The organism is Ruegeria sp. HKCCE4148 (genome assembly GCF_017872495.1).
In the GTDB taxonomy this organism is placed as follows: Bacteria; Pseudomonadota; Alphaproteobacteria; order Rhodobacterales; family Rhodobacteraceae; genus Ruegeria.
The window spans coordinates 20,157-40,218 of record NZ_JAEDOS010000014.1; the positions used below are offsets into that span (position 1 = coordinate 20,157).

Consider the following 20,062-nt stretch of genomic DNA (forward strand, 5'->3'; position numbering starts at 1 on the left):
CTTTGAATTAGCTGCTTGGTCATCCCGATTTCTTGCGCCGTGCCATATCGGCATAGACGGCCAGGATGATGATTGCGCCGGTCACAACGGTCTGCCATTCCTGCGCGACGGACAGCACACGCAATCCGTTGGTCAGCACCGCCATGATCAGGGCGCCAATCAGCGTGCCCAGAATGGTGCCGCGCCCGCCGGACAGGGACGTGCCGCCGATCACCACGGCGGCGATCGCTTCCAGCTCGTAACCCAGCCCCAATGCCGGTTGCGCCGAGTTCAGGCGCGAGGCGATCAAGATTCCGGCGATGCCGCAGATCGCTCCGGCCAGCGCATAAATGCGCATCTTCCACATGTCGGTGTTCACGCCGGACAGACGCACCGCTTCCTCATTTGAGCCAAGCGCAAATGTATAACGGCCCAGAACCGTGCGCCCCAGAATGTACGATGCCGCGATGGCCACAAGGAACAGGATCAGCACACCGTTGGGGATGGGCAGCGAAGGGAAAACCTCTCCGATCAGTGACCCGCGCGAAATCAGGTCGAAGCCCGGCGTGTCGTTGAAATATATTGGCCGCGTCCCCGAGATCACCAGCGACAGGCCTTTAAGGATCAGCATCATCCCAAGCGTGGCGATGAAAGGCGGAATTTTCATTTTCGCGACGAAAGTGCCTGAGCAAAGTCCGCAAAATGCGCCCGCCGCAATGGCTGCGGCAACGCCCAACAGCAAGGGCATGCCGAGATACGTTAACACCACGCCCGCGATCACGGCGCAGAAGGTCATCAGCGTACCAACGGACAGATCAATCCCACCCGTGATAATGACCAGCGTTGCTGCGACGGCCAGAACGCCGTTGACCGACGTTGCCTGCAGAATGGCGATCATGTTCGAGGTCTGCATGAAGTTGGGTGATGCAATGGAAAAGCCGATCAGCAGAACGATCAAACTGGCAAAGGCCAACAGCTTTTGATACGCGCCACTGTCCGCAAGGCCCGAGAGTGGCTTTTTCTTTTCGATGTCGGTTGCTGTGGTCATTGGACTGTCCCTGTTACCTGCATCGCCGCCGCACGTTGCGTGGCCAGATGCATGATGTCTTCTTGTGTGGTGTCTTTTCCGCCGGGCAGAATGCCGGTCAGTCGCCCTTCACACATCACGGCGATGCGATGGCTGAGGCGCATGATTTCGGGCAGTTCGGATGAGATCACGATGATCGTCTTGCCCTGTCCCGCCAGTTCTTCCAGCAGCTTGTAAATCTCGGATTTTGCGCCGACGTCGATGCCGCGGGTGGGTTCGTCAAAGATCAGAATATCGCAGTCACGCAGCAGCCATTTGGCGATGACAACTTTCTGCTGGTTGCCGCCTGACAGCAGGCGAACCTCCTGCACATCCGATGGTGTTCGAATGCCCAATTGCTGGATGTAGCTTTTTGCGGTGTCGCTGATGTCTCCATCATGCAGAACTCCGCCTGCGCCGGTGAACAGGTCCATCGAGGCAAGCGCGATGTTGTCGCGCACGTTCATACCAGTGGCGAGGCCGAAGTGCTTTCGGTCTTCGGAAAGGTATCCGATCCCCGCTTTGACGGCGTCGGTGGGTGATTTGATCGACACCACCTGACCATGTACCCGGATTTCTCCGCTATCCTTGGGGTCGGCCCCGAAGATAGCCCGTGCAACCTCGGTACGACCTGCGCCCATCAGACCGGCAAAGCCCAGAATTTCACCCTTTTGGACCGAGAAACTGACGTCCTGAATTTCGTTGCTCCGGCTCAGCCCGGTGACCTGCAGAGACATCTCAGCATCACCCAGATCGGGCACGTCCAGCGGTTCTTCTTTGACCTCACGGCCGACCATCATGGCAATGATCTGGCTGATGGGGGTTTCGGCAGCACCAACTGTTCCGACATATTCCCCATCACGCATGACCGTCACGCGATCCGAGATCTGCTTGAGCTCGTCCATCTTGTGGCTGATGTAAACGATACCAACGCCCTCGGCCTTGAGGCGGCGAATGATGACGAACAGCTCGGCAATTTCGGCGTCATTCAGGGCCGCCGTAGGCTCGTCCATGATGAGCACTTTGGACCGAAAGGACAGTGCCTTGGCGATCTCGACCATCTGCTGTTTTGCGATGGTCAGGTTGCCCACCGGCGCCCTGGGATCGAGGCTGAGATTCATCGAAGCAAAGATTTCGGCTGTCTGCGCATTCAGCGCAGCCTCATCCAAACGACCAAAACTCTTGCGCGGTTCTCGCCCGATGAAAATGTTCTGAGCGACAGTCAGGTCATTCATCAGGCTCAGTTCCTGATGGATGATCCCGACGCCCAGATCCTGTGCTTCACGCGGGGTTGTCGGACTAACTTCGCGCCCTTCGATCTTCAGCGTCCCACCATCGCGCTGATAGATACCCGACAGGATCTTCATCAGCGTACTTTTCCCGGCCCCGTTCTCCCCCATCAGCGCGTGAACTTCGCCCGGTTCAAGATCGAACTGCACGGATTTCAGCGCGTGCACGCCGGGGAAGAACTTATCAATCCCCGTCATTTCGACCAATTTATTCATTTTCCCTCCCATGTGCCCCTCTCCCTTGGGCCCAACGCGGTTTACATCACCGCGCCGATTTGCCAGGGGACGAATTCAACGCCCCCAAAGCCAAGTTCCTCGCTTTTGGTCTTTTCTCCCGAGGCGACGCGGATGAGCATTTCAAACAGCTCTTCGCCTTTTGCCTCGATGCTGATCCCGTTGGTCACGATGTCACCGCAGTTCAGGTCCATATCGTCGGCCATTCGGGCATACATCTCGGAATTGGTGGCCAGTTTGATACAAGGCGTCGGCTGATATCCGGACACCGACCCGCGCCCAGTGGTGAACACGATCAGGTTCGCGCCCGAGGCCACTTGTCCGGTCACCGAACACGGATCAAAACCGGGGCTGTCCATGAAGACAAACCCGTGCTTGTCTACCATCTCACCGAATTTGTAGACGTCGCGCAGAGGAGCTGTGCCTCCTTTGGCAACGGCTCCCAGCGATTTTTCAAGAATGGTTGTCAGGCCACCGCGCTTGTTGCCGGGGCTCGGGTTGTTGTCCATCTCACCGCAGTTGCGGGCGGTGTAGTCCTCCCACCAGTGGATACGTTCGATCAGCTTTTCACCAACTTCGACCGTTTCGGCCCGCCGCGTCAGCAGATGCTCTGCCCCGTAGATTTCCGAGGTTTCCGACAGGATCGTCGTGCCCCCGTGGCGCACCAGCAGATCCGAGGCATACCCCAGCGCGGGATTCGCAGTGATCCCCGAATATCCGTCCGAGCCGCCACATTGCATGCCGACCGTAATGGCACTGATCGGAGCGGGGGCGCGTTCGGCTTGATTGGCCAGTTCGGCGATGCCTCGCAGTTCTTCGAGCCCCCGCTCGATTGTGCGCCGCGTTCCGCCCTCATTCTGAATAGTCATGTAGCGCAGGGCACCGTTAGCGCGGATTGGACGACCGCCAACCAGGTCTGCGACCTGCATGACCTCACACCCCAGACCAATCAGCAGGATACCCCCGAAATTCGGATGCTGGGCGTACCCGGACAGGGTTCGGAACAGGGTGGCATAACCCTCATCCTTGCCGGACATTCCGCAGCCGGTCCCATGCACAATAGGCACCACGCCATCCACATTTGGGAAGCTGTCCAGCAGCCCGGATTTTTCCGCCGCCTCAGCGATGAAGCGCGCCACGGACCCCGAACAATTCACGGTGGTCAGAATACCGATGTAGTTTCGGGTTCCCACCTTACCGTCGGTGCGATGGTATCCGTCGAATGTCCGCTCTTCAGTCAGAGCAGGCAGTGGCGCGTTCGCGCTGGCATGTGCGTAGTCTTGCTGATGCGCCCCCATGCCAAGGTTGTGCACGTGGATATGTTCACCCGGTGCGATATCACATTTAGCCTGCCCGATAATCTGGCCATAGCGAACAACGTTTTCGCCAGCCTGGATTGATGACACCGCAATCTTGTGACCGCGGGTGACAGACGCGGTCAAGGGCACTGGAACATGCGCTGGTTGTTCACCCGCCTGCAGGTCGCGCAAAGCAATGACGATATTGTCCTGCGGATTAAGCTTCACGACGTCGCGCGTCGCCTCTTCCAAAACATCTATGCCGCCGTGTGCTTGCATCTCTTCCCCGCTTGCTTGGCCAATGTTGCTAAATCCAAAATCACTACTTGTCAACTAACATGTTAGAATGCTAAATTGCTCAGCATGAACAAACACCAAGATATTGATGCTGCGCTGCTGCCCGAGATCACGACTATCGAAGGGCCACTGACTCAACGGGTTCACCACTCTTTGAAACAGGCGATTCTCTCGCTTGATTTCCCTCCCGGGGCGAATCTCCGGAAGGCGCCAGTGTGCGAGAGATTGGGCGTATCTCGAGCACCTGTTGCCGACGCGATCGCGCGTCTGGCCTCCGAAGGGCTGGTGGATGTGGTGCCGCAATCCGGCACCCGCGTGTCCTATTTCTCGATGGATGAAATTCGCGAAGGCGCTTTCCTGCGCGAGGCGCTTGAGCTTGCAACCGTCGCGAAGGTCGCACGCGATCTGACCGACGATCAGCGCAAACGGTTGAGCCGCAACATGCGTCTGCAGGAACTGCTGATCGAGGATGAGGACATCCCTGGCTTTTATCAGGCAGACGAAGAGTTCCACGGCTTACTGATGGAGTTCACCGGATTCCGCCGTCTTGCGGACGTTGCGCAAACCGTATCGTTGCAGGTCAGCCGCGCCCGTATGTTGCTGCTGCCGACACCCGGCCGAATAGCTGAGACATTGGCAGAACACCGGGCGATTTTCGAAGCAATAAGCAATCGCGACGAACAGGCTGCGCAGGACGCTATGCGTACCCATCTTGGGCAGTTGATGCCGCGCATCGAACAACTGGAAAAGCAAAATCCCGATTTGTTCAACCTTACTCCACAGTCGAATAGCGAGGCAGGATGATCGTTTCCCAGACAGAATTACTGAACAACCGTACCACACGGCCTGTTCCCCTGACCCGCATGGGTTTTGGCGGGGCGCCGTTGGGGAACCTGTATCGCAAAGTCTCGGATGAGGACGCGCAGGCGGCGTTGCAGGCCGCCTATGATGCAGGCATCCGATTTTTTGACACCGCGCCGCAATATGGGCTTGGCCGGTCAGAACATCGGTTTGGGCAGGCGATCGACCGGTTCGGTCGCGAGAACATTCAACTCTCAACCAAGATTGGTCGCTTGTTACTGGATTGCGAACCGCATGAGGTGACACCCGAAGCCTTCGTCGATGTGCCACAGAAACGGATCGTGTTCGACTATACCTATGACGGAGTCATGCGGTCTTACGAGGCCAGCCGCGACAGGATCGGTGTAGCCAACTCTGACATTCTTTTGGTGCATGATGTCTGTGTCTTCAGCCAGGGCAGCCAGGAAATGTCGGACGCCAAGGTGCGCGAGCTTTTTGATGGCGGGGGTTATAAAGCGCTAACCGAACTGCGCGACGCAGGCGAGATCGCTGCAATCGGCGCGGGCGTAAACGAATGGCAGGTCTGCGAAAGGCTGCTTGGACTGGGGGATTTTGACGGGTTCCTGCTGGCCGGGCGCTATACCCTGCTGGAGCAGGAAGCGCTCGACAGTTTCCTGCCATTATGTGAGCAGCGCGATGTCGGGATCATCCTCGGGGGACCTTACAATTCAGGCGTTCTCGCCACTGGAGCTGTGCCCGGCGCTAAATACAATTATGCAGACGCGCCCGAAGACATTCTAAACCGGGTCCGTAAGATCGAAGCAGTTTGCGCGGCCCACAACACACCGTTGATCGCTGCGGCGTTGCAATTTGTTCTGGGTCATCCGTGCGTCAAAACAGTGGTGCCTGGAGCCGTCAACGCATCCGAAGTCCAGTCCAATGTGGCCTTGATGGAGCGCGACATTCCTCCTGGTCTTTGGTCGGATCTACGATCCGAAGGTCTGATCCGACCGGACGCGCCTCTGCCAAGCGAGGCCGCCGATGCTGCGTAACATCGACCCGATCCTGTCGCCGGAGCTCCTGTACACCCTCAGGGCCATGGGTCACGGGGATGAAATCGTCATAGCAGACGCGAACTTCCCGGGTTCCAGTAGCGGCCCGAACTGCATCCGGGCGGATGGATCTTCGGCCAGTGAAGTGTTGCAAGCTGTTTTGTCCGTGATGCCGCTGGACACCTTCGTTCCTGATCCGGCGTTGACCATGCAGGTTGTCGGCGACCCGGAGGCGGTTCCCGACGCAGTCGCGGACTTTCAAAGTATCATCGACAAGACTGCCGACAACCCGGCCAAAGTTCAGGGCTTGGAACGGTTTGCATTCTACGACCGTGCAGCCAACGCTTTTGCCATCGTTCAGACAGGCGAGCGCAGGCTTTATGGCAACATCATCCTAAAAAAGGGTGTGATCGGATGAGAATCGACGCGCATCAGCATTTCTGGGCTTTGGCGCGCGGCGACTATGGCTGGCTGACGCCTGCTCTGGACACGATCTACCGAGATTTCACGCCAGACGACCTAATGCCCCTGCTCAAAGCTGCCGGGATCAATAGCACGGTCCTTGTCCAGGCGGCACCCACAGTGGCAGAGACCAAATTCATGCTCTCGCTGGCTGACCAAAATGCGTTTATCAAAGGTGTTGTCGGCTGGGTTGATTTTGAAGCCGTTGATGTTGGCGTGCAAATTGCTGCTTTGGCCGCCCACCCAGCACTGGTTGGCCTTCGCCCGATGATACAGGACATTGCTGATCCTTTGTGGATGCTCGGCGACACACTGCCTCCAGCTTTCGAGGCTGTCCAACGGTATGACCTGACATTCGATGCATTGACCTTGCCCCAACATCTGGGCCCGCTCAGACAACTTCTTCAGCGCTACCCCGACTTGCGTGTGGTCATCGACCATGGGTCGAAACCGTTGATCAAAGACGCAATCTTGCATGATTGGTCCGACAACATGTCGGCCTTGGCCCGGGATACAAACGCATGGTGCAAGCTGTCCGGCCTCGTGACCGAGGCTGCCGCAGATTGGACGATCGAAGACCTGCGCCCCTACGTGGATCACCTGCTGAACACTTTCGGCCCGTCGCGTCTAATCTGGGGCAGCGATTGGCCGGTTTGCACCTTGGCCAGCAGCTACGAGCGCTGGTGTGAAACCACCGATACGCTCCTGAACCAGCTGAGCAACGACGAACGCCAGGCGATCATGGGTGGCAATGCCACCCGCGCCTATAACCTCAGGGATTAAAATGACCATACCTACATTGGAACCAAACGGGCTGTGGCTCGGCCGTGTTGAGCGTGCAGGGGTTGGGCCCAGCGTGGTAACCCTGCGCAATGGGCAGGTTGTCGATATAACGTCAAAAACGGCACCAACCGTCCGGGACATTCTGGAACGCGAAGACGCGACAGACTATGTGCGCAATGCACAAGGTGAAGAAATCGGCCCTTTTGACGCCGACCACCAATGGCTCGCGCCGTGCGACCTGCAGGCGGTTAAAGCCTGCGGTGTCACATTTGCGGGCTCCATGGTCGAACGTGTGATCGAAGAACAGGCCGCAGGCGATCCTGCCAAAGCCGATGCCATCCGCGCGCGCATCGGAGACCGGATCGGGGACAGCCTTTCCAACATCGTACCGGGATCGGACGCCGCCGCAGATGTAAAAGAAGCACTGATAGCTGAAGGCCTCTGGAGCCAGTATCTGGAAGTCGGGATCGGCCCAGATGCCGAGGTGTTTTCAAAGGCGCAGGTACTTTCGTCAGTCGGCTTCGGTGCAGATATTGGACTGCACCCCGTTTCAACCTGGAACAATCCCGAACCCGAAGTTGTACTGGCCGTTACCTCAAAAGGCGAGATCAAAGGCGCAACGCTGGGCAATGATGTGAACCTGCGCGATGTCGAAGGACGTTCAGCTCTGTTGTTGAGCAAAGCCAAGGACAACAACGCCTCCTGCGCGATCGGACAGATGATCCGGTTGTTCGATATTGGGTTCACACTGGACGATGTACGTCAAGCTGAGCTGACGCTGACCGTCACCGGGCCGGATGGGTTTGTCCTGAACGGCAGCTCATCGATGTCCCAGATCAGCCGCGATCCTGCCGATCTTGTGAAGCAGACAATCGGACGCCACCACCAATATCCTGACGGGCTGATGCTGTTTCTTGGCACACTCTTCGCCCCAACCCAGGACCGGGATACCCCAGGCGGTGGATTCACACACAAACTTGGCGACGTCGTCACCATCGCCAATGCACAACTTGGGGCACTGACCAACACCGTGCGCCTGTCGACGGAATGCCCGGAATGGACGTTTGGGGCGTCACACCTGATGCGAAACCTCGCCCATCGCGGCCTGCTGTAAGTGAGAACGAATATGTTATCTGGAAAACACCTGATCGCCGGCGAATGGGTCGACGCAGATGCGACTTTTGCATCCGAACCTGCGCATGGACCAAGCCATGACTTTTCTGTGGGGACAGCGACATTGGTCGATAACGCAGTAGAAGCGGCCGAGGCAGCGTTTGCCACTTTCGGCTGGTCCTCGCGCGCCGAGCGCGCCGCATTTCTGCGCAAAATCGCGGAGGAGATTGACGCGCGTGGAGATGCCATTACCGAGATTGGCACTCAGGAAACCGGCTTGCCCGAGGCGCGTCTGCAGGGGGAACGTGGCCGTACCGTCGGCCAGCTGCGCCTCTTCGCCGATCACATCGAAGCGGGTGATTATCTGGACATGCGCCATGACCCGGCGATGCCGGATCGCGCACCCTTGCCCCGCCCCGACTTGCGCATGATCCAGCGCCCGCTGGGGCCTGTTGCGGTATTCGGCGCGTCGAACTTCCCATTGGCCTTCTCGGTTGCTGGGGGCGATACCGCCGCGGCACTGGCCGCAGGATGTCCGATTGTCGTTAAAGGTCATTCGGCCCATCCCGGCACGGGCGAGATCGTGGCGCAGGCCATCGACGCCGCCATCAAGGCGACCGGGGTTCATCCCGGAGTGTTTTCACTGGTTCAAGGCGGCAAACGGGACGTGGGCACGCGCCTGGTGCAACATCCTCTGATCCGGGCCGTAGGTTTCACTGGCAGCCTTGGAGGTGGACGCGCATTGTTTGATTTGTGCGCGCAGCGGGATGAACCCATTCCGTTCTTTGGCGAGCTGGGCTCGGTCAATCCAATGTTTATCTTGCCGCAAGCAGCGGCCGCGCGAGGGGCCGAGATCGGCACAGGTTGGGCCGCTTCGCTGACGATGGGCGCCGGTCAGTTCTGCACCAATCCCGGCATTGCCGTTATCATTGATGGGCCTGATGCTGAGGCGTTTCAGTCCGCAGCTGAGACCGGGTTGTCTTCGGTGGCTGACCAGACAATGCTGACCGATGGAATTGCGGCAGCCTATCGCGACGGCGTTTCGCGCATCGCCGCCGGAACAGGTGTTTCCAAGATCATGGGCACCAGTTGCGAGACACGCGATGCCGCGCCTTACTTGTTCGCTGTTTCCGGCGATGACTGGCTGGCCGACCACAAGCTGCAGGAAGAGGTTTTCGGACCATTGGGCATTATCGTGCACGTGAATGACACCTCTCAAATGCAACAGATCGCGCGCACCATCGAGGGGCAACTGACCTGCACACTGCATCTGGACGCAGGCGACAGACCCGACGCTCAGGCGCTGCTTCCGCTGCTGGAACGAAAGGCGGGCCGCCTACTGGCCAACAGCTTCCCGACCGGCGTTGAAGTGTGCGACAGCATGGTTCACGGCGGCCCCTACCCTGCCTCAACCAACTTTGGCGCAACATCCGTTGGCACATTGTCGATCCGGCGCTTTCTGCGGCCGGTCTGTTATCAGGACATCCCAACGGATCTTCTACCCGAGAAACTGCGAGGCAACCAATGACGACATTCGAACCATCGAACCGGCTTGCAGGCAAAACCGCCCTAATCACAGCTGCCGGGCAAGGCATTGGCCGCGCAACCGCCGAATTGTTTGCGGCCGAAGGCGCACGCGTGATCGCCAGCGACATCAACGATGCTTCTCTAACCGAATTGGGCGGCATCGCGGGTATCGAACAGCTCAACCTGGACGTAACAGACAATGAAGCTGTGACAGCCGCTGCGGCCGACCTGCCGAATCTGGACATTCTGTTTAACTGCGCAGGCTATGTTGCGGGAGGCTCTATCCTTGAGTGTGAAGAACAGGATTGGGACTTCAGCTTTGACCTCAACGTCAAAGCCATGTTCAGACTGATCCGCCTGACCCTTCCGGGAATGCTTGAAGTCGGCGGTGGGTCAATCATCAATATGTCTTCAGTCGCATCATCCATAAAGGGCGTACCTAACCGATTTGCCTATTGTGCATCAAAGGCAGCGGTAATTGGCTTGACCAAATCCGTGGCCGCCGATTTCGTAACTCAAGGCATCCGATGCAATGCGATTTGCCCCGGCACCGTTGACAGCCCAAGCCTGCATGACAGGCTGCGCGACACGGGAGACTACGAAAAGGCAATGACTGATTTCATTGCCCGTCAGCCGATGGGCCGAATTGGCACCGCGGAAGAGATCGCAGAACTGGCTCTGTATTTAGCCAGTGATGCAAGCAAATACACGTCGGGTCAGCCTTTTGCCATTGATGGCGGCTGGACGATCTGAGCAGGAAGGAACCTCACAATGAAACTGCTACGTTATGGTGCCAAGGGCGCTGAAAAACCCGGTATTTTGGGGTCGGACGGCTCAGTGCGTGACCTTTCCGGCGTTATCGATGACATCTCGGGCGACACACTTGGCGACACAGTTCTTGAGAAATTGCGGGCAACAGATGCGGACAGCCTACCGGTGGTAGATGGAGATCCACGCATTGGTCCTTGCGTTGGCAATGTCGGCAAATTCATCTGCATAGGTCTGAACTATGCCGATCACGCGGCAGAAAGCGGCATGGAACTCCCTGCTGAACCAGTGATTTTCTTCAAGGCCACCTCGGCCATCATCGGCCCCAACGATACGGTCGAAATCCCGCGCGGCTCGGTCAAAACCGACTGGGAAGTGGAGCTGGGCGTGGTCATCGGCAAAGAGGCCAAATACGTATCCGAGGCCGAAGCCGTGGATCACATAGCCGGGTATTGCGTGGTCAACGACTTGTCAGAACGAGATTTTCAGCTCCATCGCTCGGGTCAATGGGTCAAGGGAAAGTCCGCCGATACGTTTGGCCCAATCGGCCCCTGGCTGGTGACAAGAGACGAGGTGCCAGACCCGCAAAACCTGCCGATGTATCTTGAGGTGAACGGGCACCGGTATCAGGATGGTTCAACCAAAACGATGCATTTTGGTGTGGCAACCGTCATTGCGCATCTATCGCAGTTTATGTCGCTGCAACCCGGGGACGTGATTTCGACAGGAACACCGCCTGGCGTGGGTATGGGGCAAGAACCTCAGACTTATCTGAAGCCAGGCGATAAAATGGAACTGGGGATTGAGGGGCTGGGCGTCCAGCGACAGGATGTCATCGCGGGATAGTGGAAACTCAGCCATTGCCCGCTGTATCTCGACGCCACTGGTTACGGCAGCGACAACCGAAGAAAATTCGACAAGAGCACCATCCCGCATCAACTTGACGAGTCGCCCTTAATGTCTTGCAATTTCGGGATCAAAATCTCTGAACGCAGAGTTTAGAGAGCGGACAATACCCTTGCTTCGTCGCTGCCCATCAACGACGAACACCCAACGACGTCGGCAGCCATAATAGCGGCGAGTCGACGATGCACAGGACCCGCCTGCTTACAGTCTAACGGATGTCACGAAATCTCGACCATGCATGTCCTTCTGTTAGTCCAACTAATTTGGCTGCCATGGCACAGACTGAATTTCTGCTTCGCCTCGATGGCTCCTACTGTTTGCAGACGCAGCGAAAGTCAGCTTTTCGCCCAATCCCGCGCAAGTCGTATCACCGGCGAGCTCGCTAACGTCCAAATAGTCAAAAGCGAAAAAGTGAAGCACAATACTGAACACAAACCGATTTTTGAACACTGCCCATTGACCCCATTTCCTTTATTTTGTTAATTTTCAATATGTTGACAAAAAATCCTACCACCCCAGCCAGCTCATCAGAACATGGAACAACGACAGGCACTTGGGTCACCGTTACCCGAGAAATGCCCCCGTTTATGCCCCAGTTCTGATCACACTTGTCCTGCTACGGGGCTGATCTCTGAACCGTGTTGTTTCAGATGTGCAAGCTCAGGGAAGACAGCGTCGTCTTGGGTACCTTCCAGTCACCAGGTGGCATGTACCCCAATTTGGTACCCCATTTGGGGGTAGATTACAGCGCACGTGGCAGGACAACATCGGACAATCCGACGGTAGAAACCCTGCAACTACAAGCTACTATCAGTCAAAATCGGACGCAACTGGATGTTAAAGTGGTGCCCCTCGCAGGAGAAAGTTCGAACACACTGTTCGAGGTTCTCTTGGAATGGGAAGACGTCTTGAAAGGCCTCAGAAGCACCTGAAAGAAGTGTACGGGGTCAGCTGATCGACCCCGTAGCATGGCAATCTTCGAGCAAATCAACGGCTTCTAAAATCCAATTAGTCGACATTCGACATTGAGACAGAAAAGCCCCGTCGCCTTCGAACGAAAACCGGCCTGAGCGAGCACTTGGGCCGGAACCAAACCGCGACAGATCCATTGGGTCCCCAGCAGAGCTATGGACCTAAAGTTTTCCTGAATAGACTAATGCGCGATTTATGTACGCCGATACGCCAGCTTGACTTGACGGATGGCGGCCTGGAGATCTCGAGCGTGACGACGAAGCCCCTGGAAGGACTTCCACCGTTCAGCCAGTCGCCTTAGCTGCTCTCTTGGCTGATCGAAGATCAGGTGCTCCGATGTATCGATGCGCATCGCCAAATCTCCATACTCTGGTTTGAGCTCATTCAATGCGTCGACAATTTCCTCTGCCATGAGGTCCAGCGCATCTTCGTCATTGACGGCTAGCTACATTGGCCACTTTGGCAAAACCAAAGAGCCTGGAAGAAAAAATTCGATCCCCAAATGAGAACTCACAGTTCGCCACTGTGTTTTCTTCGTCGAGGGTGACCCCGCAAACGCACAACAACTAATTGGATTCTTGATCTTTGAAGCCACAAAATGAGGTTGGCGAACGCCTCGAATTTATGCAATCATCTCGAAAAACAAAAGGAGAACAAATGCTCATCGAGACAGTGGACGCCGCCCGCCTGGAAGTTTCGCCGACGCTTGACCCGAAGCGACGGGCTAAGCTCGGCCAGTTTATGACGCCGGGTCCGACCGCAAAGTTCATGGCTCAGATGTTTGATAATCTCCCCGAGCATGTTCGCTTGCTCGATGCAGGTGCTGGAATGGGTGCTCTGACCGCGGCTTTTGTTGTCGAAGCCTGTAACCGAGCCGATGCGCCCAAGTCCATTTCTGTGACCTGCTATGAAGTCGACGAAGATTTGGCCTCCATCCTATCGTCTACCTTGGACACCTGTGCCGATGTCTGTCGGGAGGCAGGCGTCGAATTCTCTTCCGAAATTATCCGGGACGACTACATCCTGCGTTCGGCGGAGCCGCATGCAGGTGATCAAGTTAGTCACAACGTGGCCCTCCTCAATCCTCCCTACGGAAAAATTCGTTCAAACTCTAAGTGGCGGCTGGCACTTCGGCAGTGTGGCATCGAGACTGTGAACCTATATTCTGCCTTCGTCGCTCTCGCTAACCAGCAGATCGAGGCTGGCGGCCAGATCGTTGCGATTACCCCACGTTCATTCTGCAATGGCACATACTATGAGCCCTTCCGGAAGCAAATCCTGGACGATTGCGCTCTCGAAAAGTTACATGTTTACGAATCTCGTCGATCTACCTTCAAAGACGACGACGTCCTCCAGGAGAACATGATTTTCCACCTCACCAGAGGCGGCGATCAGGGCGACATTGCACTTTCGACTGACAAGCAAGATGCCCGGGCCGTACCGTTCGAAGAGATTGTGCGCCCAGAAGATAAACACCGTTTCATTCGCCTGCCAATTGATGGGAACAGTCTGGCAGCGAAAATCCAGGCCCTCCCCTGCACTCTGGCGGATCTCGGAATCAAAGCCTCCACTGGTCGTGTTGTCGACTTCCGGACCCGCGAGCATCTCATGAAAGAGCCCGAGGGCAAGACTGTGCCGATGATCCATGCACAGCACTTCAAAGATGGTGCGATAAACTGGCCGCTCAAAGACTTCAAAAAGTGCAACTACCTGGCTGACAGTGAAGAGACCGCAAAACTGATGGTTCCCGCTGGCACCTACGTGATCGTGAAGCGGTTCTCGGCGAAGGAAGAAAAACGCCGACTGGTCGGCGCGCTCTACGACGGCGGCAAAGCTGGGTTCGACAACAAAACCAACTACTTCCACATGAACGGTGGTGGTTTACCGAAGGATGTGGCCAAAGGTTTGCTGGCGTTCCTCAGTTCAGAAGCCGTTGATCAGTATTTCCGGATCTTCTCTGGGCATACTCAAGTCAACGCAACTGACCTGCGCAATCTGCATTACCCATCGTTGGAGCAGCTCCGCCAGATCGGAATGTCGAATTCCGGCCCTGACGAAGCTGTTGAAGCGATCCTTCAGCCGGCCACGTAAAGCTGCTTGGATCCGTCTTCCTGGATCCAGACATATGAATCCACGGCAAGGTTTTTATTGCGACCTTGCCGTACAGCAGCTGCCTTCCAGGTTTGATATGTCGTGGTGAACCCGACACCGGCTTTTCCGCAACGATCGGACAGTTTCTTCATCTGATTGACTTTGTGCATGTCAACCTCGCCGTCGCTTGTGACCGCTTCGATCACCCACAGCATATCAGTGTCTGGGTTCCAGAGAAATACGTCCGGCATGGCGTCTTCGAGTGTCAGTTGGACTCCAGCCTCAGCCATCTTTGCTTTCTCTTCGTCAGAGATCCGATCGCCGTCAGCATCGTCGATATACAACACATGGAAGCCAGGTAGGAACCTGGGAACATAATGATCAACGCTGGCTTTGATGAGGTCTTTGTGTCCGCTGTCAGTGCGTTTCAGTGACTCCTTTTCCATCGTGGCTTGGAACGCCATCCGCTCCCTGGCCGCATCGGCGTTGGCCCATTCCTCAAGCATTGCTGGCCAATCAGCTTCCGGGGCTTTCAGGATGTCGATGAAAGCCTGGTCGAGCCGATAGCTGGAGTTCGGCGACTTTGCCACGTTGTGCCCGGGAATGTATTCACCTTTGTAAAGAGTAACCGCTTCGAAACCTCCAAGGTCGCGCAGTGGTTTTATCCAGTAATCCCTGCCTTCTCGGTCAAGCTTTGTTTTTCCACGCTGAAGGATGCCAATGTGACATGCCAGATGAGCCGTGGTTGCGCCATCAGCAAAGGTGGCGCCCTCTGGAGGCTTTGAGAACCAACTTGGTCGCGTATCCAACATAGCAAAAACGCAATCAATCAGGTCAGCATTGGCACCCAGAGCCAGCTGCCCAAGGACTGATGCGATCCGGGCCTTAGTCACGCCTTGCATTTCGGTCGGGAACTCGCCGCCCAGTTCTTCCCGCCACAGGACCGCACGGTCCTCAAGTTTTCTTGGTAGATTCCCCATCAAAACTGCTCCGCTCGATTCATTTTGGTGGGAGCGTAGCGGTGAAGAATTCGAGAGTCTATTCAGGCGGTTAGTTGACTTTATAGTTCTACCAATGACCGTTCACAGCGCGATGCAATATTGTTTGAGCTCGGGGGCTTAATCCTTTTCTATTGGGGTCGTAGTCGATTGCCTCCAGGGAACTGCGCAGCACTGCTATCGGCTCCACCTCGCTCTTCTTATGAAGAGGAAATTCATTCGGATGATGCCTGAACGCGACCCATAAATCCGCCCCATCCTCATCCAGAACCTCATTGACCTTGTCTACCATCTTCATACTGAAAGCTCTGCTATCACCCGAACTCCAGAGAAGATCTGGCAGATTGGCCGTCATCGTCGGTGGGCTGCCGCTGGTGTCTTTCATTACATGCAGCGACACATATCCATCCGGAAAGAGTTTAAGGACATACCGGGTTTCATATTCGCGTCCGGACAGATCACCTGCTCTTGAGTAGAAGGTGCTGCCCTCGTACCGGTCGTATTTTCTAAGAATCCCCTGGCGACCGACATAGTCCCAGTTTGCGCTCTCAATGTACTCCAGCGCCTTTTCGATTGTCGGGAAACGCTTTTCGTGGACAGCTCTCATTGTTGCTCATTCGCCTAATTCAAAGTAAGCAAAGCTGAAGCGCCAGCTGGATGCAAAGCAAAATCGACAATGTAGCGTAATTTTCCTGCCTCCTTCACCGTTCATGCATGAACAAAAAAGGAAAATTGTCTTAGTATTTTGACTGATCAGCTCTCATTAGCGTACTTGACGAACACACCTTTCTGATGAGCTTCTGAAATCCTGGATTTCCCAATTAGCCGCACGCGGCAAAGCAACAACTTTTTCCTCGCTTGGCCTTCTGAACCAATTTTTCGTAAAACACAAATTTCTTCCAGACGCACCAACCAACTCATGGCCGAACATCAATGATATTGATGTTCTAAGGCCGACAAGAGAAAGCCCTCTTCCATGCTCCATCTCTTTTCGATACACTAACCAGGTTCTCAATAGAACAGGAACAATACCCACAAGACCCACCCTTTTCCGAACACAAAAATTTGGTCGCTGGCTTGGTCCGAAACATGGCGCTTGAACAACGGTTCGAGGCCTTTCGTTTCCTGAGACTTTGTCTGCTTTTGTGCTTCGCCCTCAAGGCGGGAAAAGGAGGTTCCATGGGTAAAACCCACATCCAAGAGCAAAATACCGACGCGAAGGTTGAGAGGCTATCGCCTGGGGATGTTCGAAAAATCTTCGCACCAACGAAATTTCGAAGGAAATTTGAACTCTGCACTTCGGATCTTCAAAAAAAGACCAATATGACTTGCGAGCCAGCCAATAGGATGGCTCAGGGGAACCGCAACCTCTCCCTTCTTGTACGCCCCAAGTTACAGGGGCGATCTGAATTTTGTTTCATAAGAAGATCTAAAGGAGGTGGGTATGCAACTATCCAAAACTGAAGGCTCAAGCGGTTTCTTCGTGCACAATCATCAACCGGCAGCCCCGGTGAAATCCCTGAAGATAGATGTTCTTCACTATCAAGAACTGCTCGAAATGCCGGACCTTTCTGAAGAGCTCAGATCGGAAATACTAACAACTCTCTGGTCAATGATCATGACGCTGATCGACCTTGGCTACAAAGTTCACCCCCATGAAATGGCAGACCTCCCTGCCAACCAAAACAAATAAGGAGAAAGGGCATGCCGAAAGACTCCGCAAGGCCAGCCGCCGTGATCTACGCTCGCGTTTCTCACGCAAAACAAGTGGCCGAGGGCCACGGAATCGACAGTCAGACAACGCGATGTCGAGAATTTGCGGCACGCAGAGGGTATGATGTGGTGTCGGTTTTTACCGACGATATGACCGGGCGAGTAGACAAGCGCCCAGGAATGGACGCCATGCTGCGCTTCGTAAAAAAACAGAAAGGTTCGACCGTCGTTTTGATTGACGACATTTCGCGGCTCGCACGCGACATACGAACACACTGGAACCTACGTGACGAACTAACAAATGTTGGAGCGATACTCGAAAGCCCCACTATCGAATTTGGAGAAAGCCCAGACGACCAGTTGGTGGAGAACATGCTGGCGTCGGTCTCTCAACACCTCAGTCAAAAGAATGGTGAAGTAACATACAATCGGATGCGCTCACGCATGCTCAATGGATACTGGACGTTCAATGCTCCCCTCGGTTATCGGTATGACAAGTACGTGGAGAATGGACCCCTTCTTGTCCCAGATGAACCTGTGGCTTCCATTCTGAGGGAGGGATTGGAAGGCTACGCCTCAGGGCGGTTTGCGAGCCAATCAGAGCTTGCGCAGTTCTTCGAGAGCAAACCTGATTTCATGTCGCGTATTTCGCCGGACTATGTTCGCATTCAAATGGTAAAGGACCTTCTAACTCGCCTTCTGTATGCAGGGTACATAGAATACATGAAGAGCCGAGCAGGTCGTGTTTGGAACGTGCCCTTCCGGAAGGGGAAACACCAAGGGCTGATCGATCTCAGCACGTTTGAAAGGATCCAGGAGCGCCTTTCCAACAAATCAATGACCTTCAACCGCCGTGATACGAGAGAAGACTTCCCGCTGCGCGGATACGTCGCTTGCGAAGATTGCGGTACAAAACTCACTGCAAACTGGTCCACAGGTCGGCAAAAGAGGTACCCATACTACCTGTGCCAAAAGCGAGGTTGCCCAAGTAAAGGGAAATCCATTCCAAAGAAAGTTCTGGAAGATGAATTCTCTGATGTTCTCCGAACTCTCGAACCGTCTGAAGCTCTGATGACCACTGCCGAGGCAATGTTTCGAGATGCCTGGGAAGAGAAAAGCAAATCCGTTCAAGCTGACAAGATCTCCTTCCGCAGACAAATCAAGAACCTGGACAAGAAGATCGACGGCCTCATCGGCTTGATAGCAAACTCAAATAGCCCGGTAACAACTGCCGTATACGAAAAGAAGATCGAAGAGCTGGTTTATGAGAAGGAAATCTTGACCCAAAAAGAGGTCAATTTGACTGTGAGCCGCCCCCACTTCGACCAAGTGTTCGAACACTCCATGAAGGTTCTGCGAAGCCCTTATAATATATGGAAAAATTCCAACTTTTCCTGGCAACGCGCTATGCTACGCTTGGTTTTTTCCGAGCCAATCAAGTACAAGAAAAATGAGGGGTATCGAACACCGAAAACTACCTTTCCATTTAAGGCTTTAGAGGCAATGCGCACCGAAGAGTGTGAAATGGTGCCCCCACACGGACTCGAACCGCGGACCTACTGATTACAAATCAGTTGCTCTACCAGCTGAGCTATAGGGGCACTGGCAGTCGATTACTTCCTCTGGCGGGGGACTGCAAGCCTCATTTTCAGCTTGAACTAAGGTATTGTCGGTTTTCCTGAGAAAGTGCAAAAACCACTCAGGCAGAAACCCCACATACGTCTGGTACAGCGAAGGACATGTGCGAGGTTGGGTATTGTATGTGAGGGTACGGAAGTCGACATGCAGGTAATCATTCATGCCGGTGCAGCCTTTACCGATGAAGGCCACATTTTGTCGTCGCTTGTTGCAAACAGACAGATGCTGGCAGAGATGAAGACTGCTCCGATGGGCCCGCGGATGTCCCGACAATTCGTCAAGATCATGTCGGACGCGCTGACCCAGGGCACATCGATCGACGAAACGCGGGACAGTCTGGCCCCTCTTTTTCCACAAGACGTCAACCTGGAGCGTGTAGTTCTGTCGAGCGACAAGTTCTTTGGGCCTCGACGAACTGCGCTGCAACATGGTCAGATTTATCCTTTTGCGGGAAGGCGGACGGCATTTACTGAAACCCTCTTGGAAGGTGCGCAGCTAGAGCTGTTTGTCGGGCTGGTGAACCCTGGAATTTTCATTCCCAAAACACTGATGTCCATTCACGAAGACCATCGGCGGGATATTCTGGCCAGCACTGACCTCAGTTGTCTCAGTTGGCTCAGCATGATTGAAGACCTGCGCGAACTTGCGCCTCAGTTTAAACTGACCGTATGGGAAAACGAAAATCTACCTCTGATCTGGGGTGATATTGTCCGGGCTATGACAGGGCTGCCCAGCGAGACACCCCTTCCCGATGAGTACTCCTTTTTGACGTCGCTCTTGACCGACGCAGGACAAGGACAAGTGCAGGAGATCCTTGGGCGGCGCACACCCTTGGATATACAAGGCCAACGCGAAGAATTGGCGCAAGTCCTCGAGGATCAAGCGCGCCCCGAGCTGGTTGAAGAAGAGTTGGATTTGCCTGGGTGGAACACGGACATATTTGACGCGTTTACAGAGCTTTACGCGCAGGACATGGCCGCCATCCGCACCATGTCAGATATTCGCGTGTTTTAGCCTTCGATCTCCGTTTCAGGCAGCACCCCAGATGCCCGTCTCTGATCCGTCATAACTCCGA

Annotated in this window: 17 protein-coding genes and 1 tRNA gene; 11 read left to right on the forward strand and 7 right to left on the reverse strand. The window is 55.2% G+C overall.

The window, feature by feature from the left end:
• Positions 1 to 19 precede the first annotated feature (19 nt).
• From I9187_RS20565 to I9187_RS20575, 3 genes are read right to left on the reverse strand one after another with little or no spacing between them, the layout of a single operon-like run.
• Positions 20 to 1,027: an ABC transporter permease gene (locus I9187_RS20565; RefSeq protein WP_170423121.1), complete on the reverse strand. Its 1,008-nt coding sequence runs from the start codon at positions 1,025 to 1,027 to the stop codon at positions 20 to 22.
• Positions 1,024 to 2,550: a sugar ABC transporter ATP-binding protein gene (locus I9187_RS20570; protein ID WP_171175743.1), complete on the reverse strand. Its 1,527-nt coding sequence runs from the start codon at positions 2,548 to 2,550 to the stop codon at positions 1,024 to 1,026. The genes I9187_RS20565 and I9187_RS20570 overlap by 4 nt, the downstream gene beginning before the upstream one ends.
• A gap of 41 nt (positions 2,551 to 2,591) precedes the next feature.
• Positions 2,592 to 4,145 (reverse strand): altronate dehydratase family protein, encoded by a 1,554-nt coding sequence (locus I9187_RS20575; RefSeq protein WP_171175745.1) that lies wholly within the window; start codon positions 4,143 to 4,145, stop codon positions 2,592 to 2,594.
• A gap of 84 nt (positions 4,146 to 4,229) precedes the next feature.
• Between I9187_RS20575 and I9187_RS20580 the strand changes: the two genes are divergently transcribed.
• Genes I9187_RS20580 through I9187_RS20615 form a run of 8 tightly spaced genes read left to right on the forward strand, consistent with a single transcriptional unit; the run spans position 4,230 to position 11,515 of the window.
• Positions 4,230 to 4,967: a GntR family transcriptional regulator gene (locus tag I9187_RS20580; protein ID WP_171175747.1), complete on the forward strand. Its 738-nt coding sequence runs from the start codon at positions 4,230 to 4,232 to the stop codon at positions 4,965 to 4,967.
• The gene (locus tag I9187_RS20585) at positions 4,964 to 6,016 is read left to right on the forward strand and encodes an aldo/keto reductase (RefSeq protein WP_171175749.1); all 1,053 of its coding nucleotides are present in this window, start codon (positions 4,964 to 4,966) and stop codon (positions 6,014 to 6,016) included. Before I9187_RS20580 ends, I9187_RS20585 begins: the two co-directional genes overlap by 4 nt.
• Positions 6,006 to 6,434: an RbsD/FucU family protein gene (locus I9187_RS20590; RefSeq protein WP_171175751.1), complete on the forward strand. Its 429-nt coding sequence runs from the start codon at positions 6,006 to 6,008 to the stop codon at positions 6,432 to 6,434. The genes I9187_RS20585 and I9187_RS20590 overlap by 11 nt, the downstream gene beginning before the upstream one ends.
• A complete protein-coding gene (locus I9187_RS20595) occupies positions 6,431 to 7,261 on the forward strand; it encodes an amidohydrolase family protein (protein WP_171175753.1) in 831 nt (276 codons plus the stop codon). The genes I9187_RS20590 and I9187_RS20595 overlap by 4 nt, the downstream gene beginning before the upstream one ends.
• Before the next feature lies 1 nt (position 7,262).
• Positions 7,263 to 8,375 (forward strand): fumarylacetoacetate hydrolase family protein, encoded by a 1,113-nt coding sequence (locus I9187_RS20600; protein WP_171175755.1) that lies wholly within the window; start codon positions 7,263 to 7,265, stop codon positions 8,373 to 8,375.
• Between the two features lie 12 nt (positions 8,376 to 8,387).
• On the forward strand, positions 8,388 to 9,902 hold the full coding sequence (locus tag I9187_RS20605; protein WP_209509460.1) for an aldehyde dehydrogenase (NADP(+)): 1,515 nt from the start codon (positions 8,388 to 8,390) through the stop codon (positions 9,900 to 9,902).
• Positions 9,899 to 10,654 (forward strand): SDR family oxidoreductase, encoded by a 756-nt coding sequence (locus I9187_RS20610; protein ID WP_171175759.1) that lies wholly within the window; start codon positions 9,899 to 9,901, stop codon positions 10,652 to 10,654. Before I9187_RS20605 ends, I9187_RS20610 begins: the two co-directional genes overlap by 4 nt.
• An 18-nt stretch (positions 10,655 to 10,672) precedes the next feature.
• Complete coding sequence (locus I9187_RS20615) at positions 10,673 to 11,515, forward strand: fumarylacetoacetate hydrolase family protein (protein WP_171239102.1); 843 nt, start codon at positions 10,673 to 10,675, stop codon at positions 11,513 to 11,515.
• A gap of 1,225 nt (positions 11,516 to 12,740) precedes the next feature.
• Here I9187_RS20615 and I9187_RS20620 read toward each other — a convergent pair.
• Positions 12,741 to 12,959, reverse strand: coding sequence for a hypothetical protein (locus tag I9187_RS20620; protein ID WP_209940317.1), 219 nt, complete (start codon positions 12,957 to 12,959; stop codon positions 12,741 to 12,743).
• A gap of 245 nt (positions 12,960 to 13,204) precedes the next feature.
• Here I9187_RS20620 and I9187_RS20625 point away from each other — a divergent pair, with 245 nt between their 5' ends.
• Entirely contained in the window at positions 13,205 to 14,638 is a 1,434-nt protein-coding gene (locus tag I9187_RS20625; RefSeq protein ID WP_209940318.1) for an Eco57I restriction-modification methylase domain-containing protein, read from the forward strand.
• Here the strand turns inward: I9187_RS20625 and I9187_RS20630 are convergent.
• Both I9187_RS20630 and I9187_RS20635 read right to left on the reverse strand, forming a co-directional pair.
• Positions 14,623 to 15,618, reverse strand: a complete 996-nt coding sequence (locus I9187_RS20630) for a BsuBI/PstI family type II restriction endonuclease (protein ID WP_209940319.1) — start codon at positions 15,616 to 15,618, stop codon at positions 14,623 to 14,625. The two genes, I9187_RS20625 and I9187_RS20630, sit on opposite strands and share 16 nt — an antisense overlap.
• A gap of 88 nt (positions 15,619 to 15,706) precedes the next feature.
• A complete protein-coding gene (locus tag I9187_RS20635) occupies positions 15,707 to 16,243 on the reverse strand; it encodes a hypothetical protein (RefSeq protein WP_209940320.1) in 537 nt (178 codons plus the stop codon).
• Between the two features lie 837 nt (positions 16,244 to 17,080).
• Between I9187_RS20635 and I9187_RS20640 the strand changes: the two genes are divergently transcribed.
• On the forward strand, positions 17,081 to 17,329 hold the full coding sequence (locus I9187_RS20640; protein ID WP_209940321.1) for a hypothetical protein: 249 nt from the start codon (positions 17,081 to 17,083) through the stop codon (positions 17,327 to 17,329).
• Positions 17,330 to 18,874: 1,545 nt separating this feature from the next.
• Here I9187_RS20640 and I9187_RS20650 read toward each other — a convergent pair.
• Positions 18,875 to 18,950: transfer RNA gene (locus tag I9187_RS20650), tRNA-Thr, on the reverse strand.
• A gap of 181 nt (positions 18,951 to 19,131) precedes the next feature.
• Between I9187_RS20650 and I9187_RS20655 the strand changes: the two genes are divergently transcribed.
• Positions 19,132 to 20,001 carry a hypothetical protein gene (locus tag I9187_RS20655; protein WP_171175767.1) on the forward strand — a complete coding sequence of 290 codons (870 nt, stop codon included), beginning with the start codon at positions 19,132 to 19,134 and terminating at the stop codon, positions 19,999 to 20,001.
• The last annotated feature ends 61 nt before the right edge of the window (positions 20,002 to 20,062 follow it).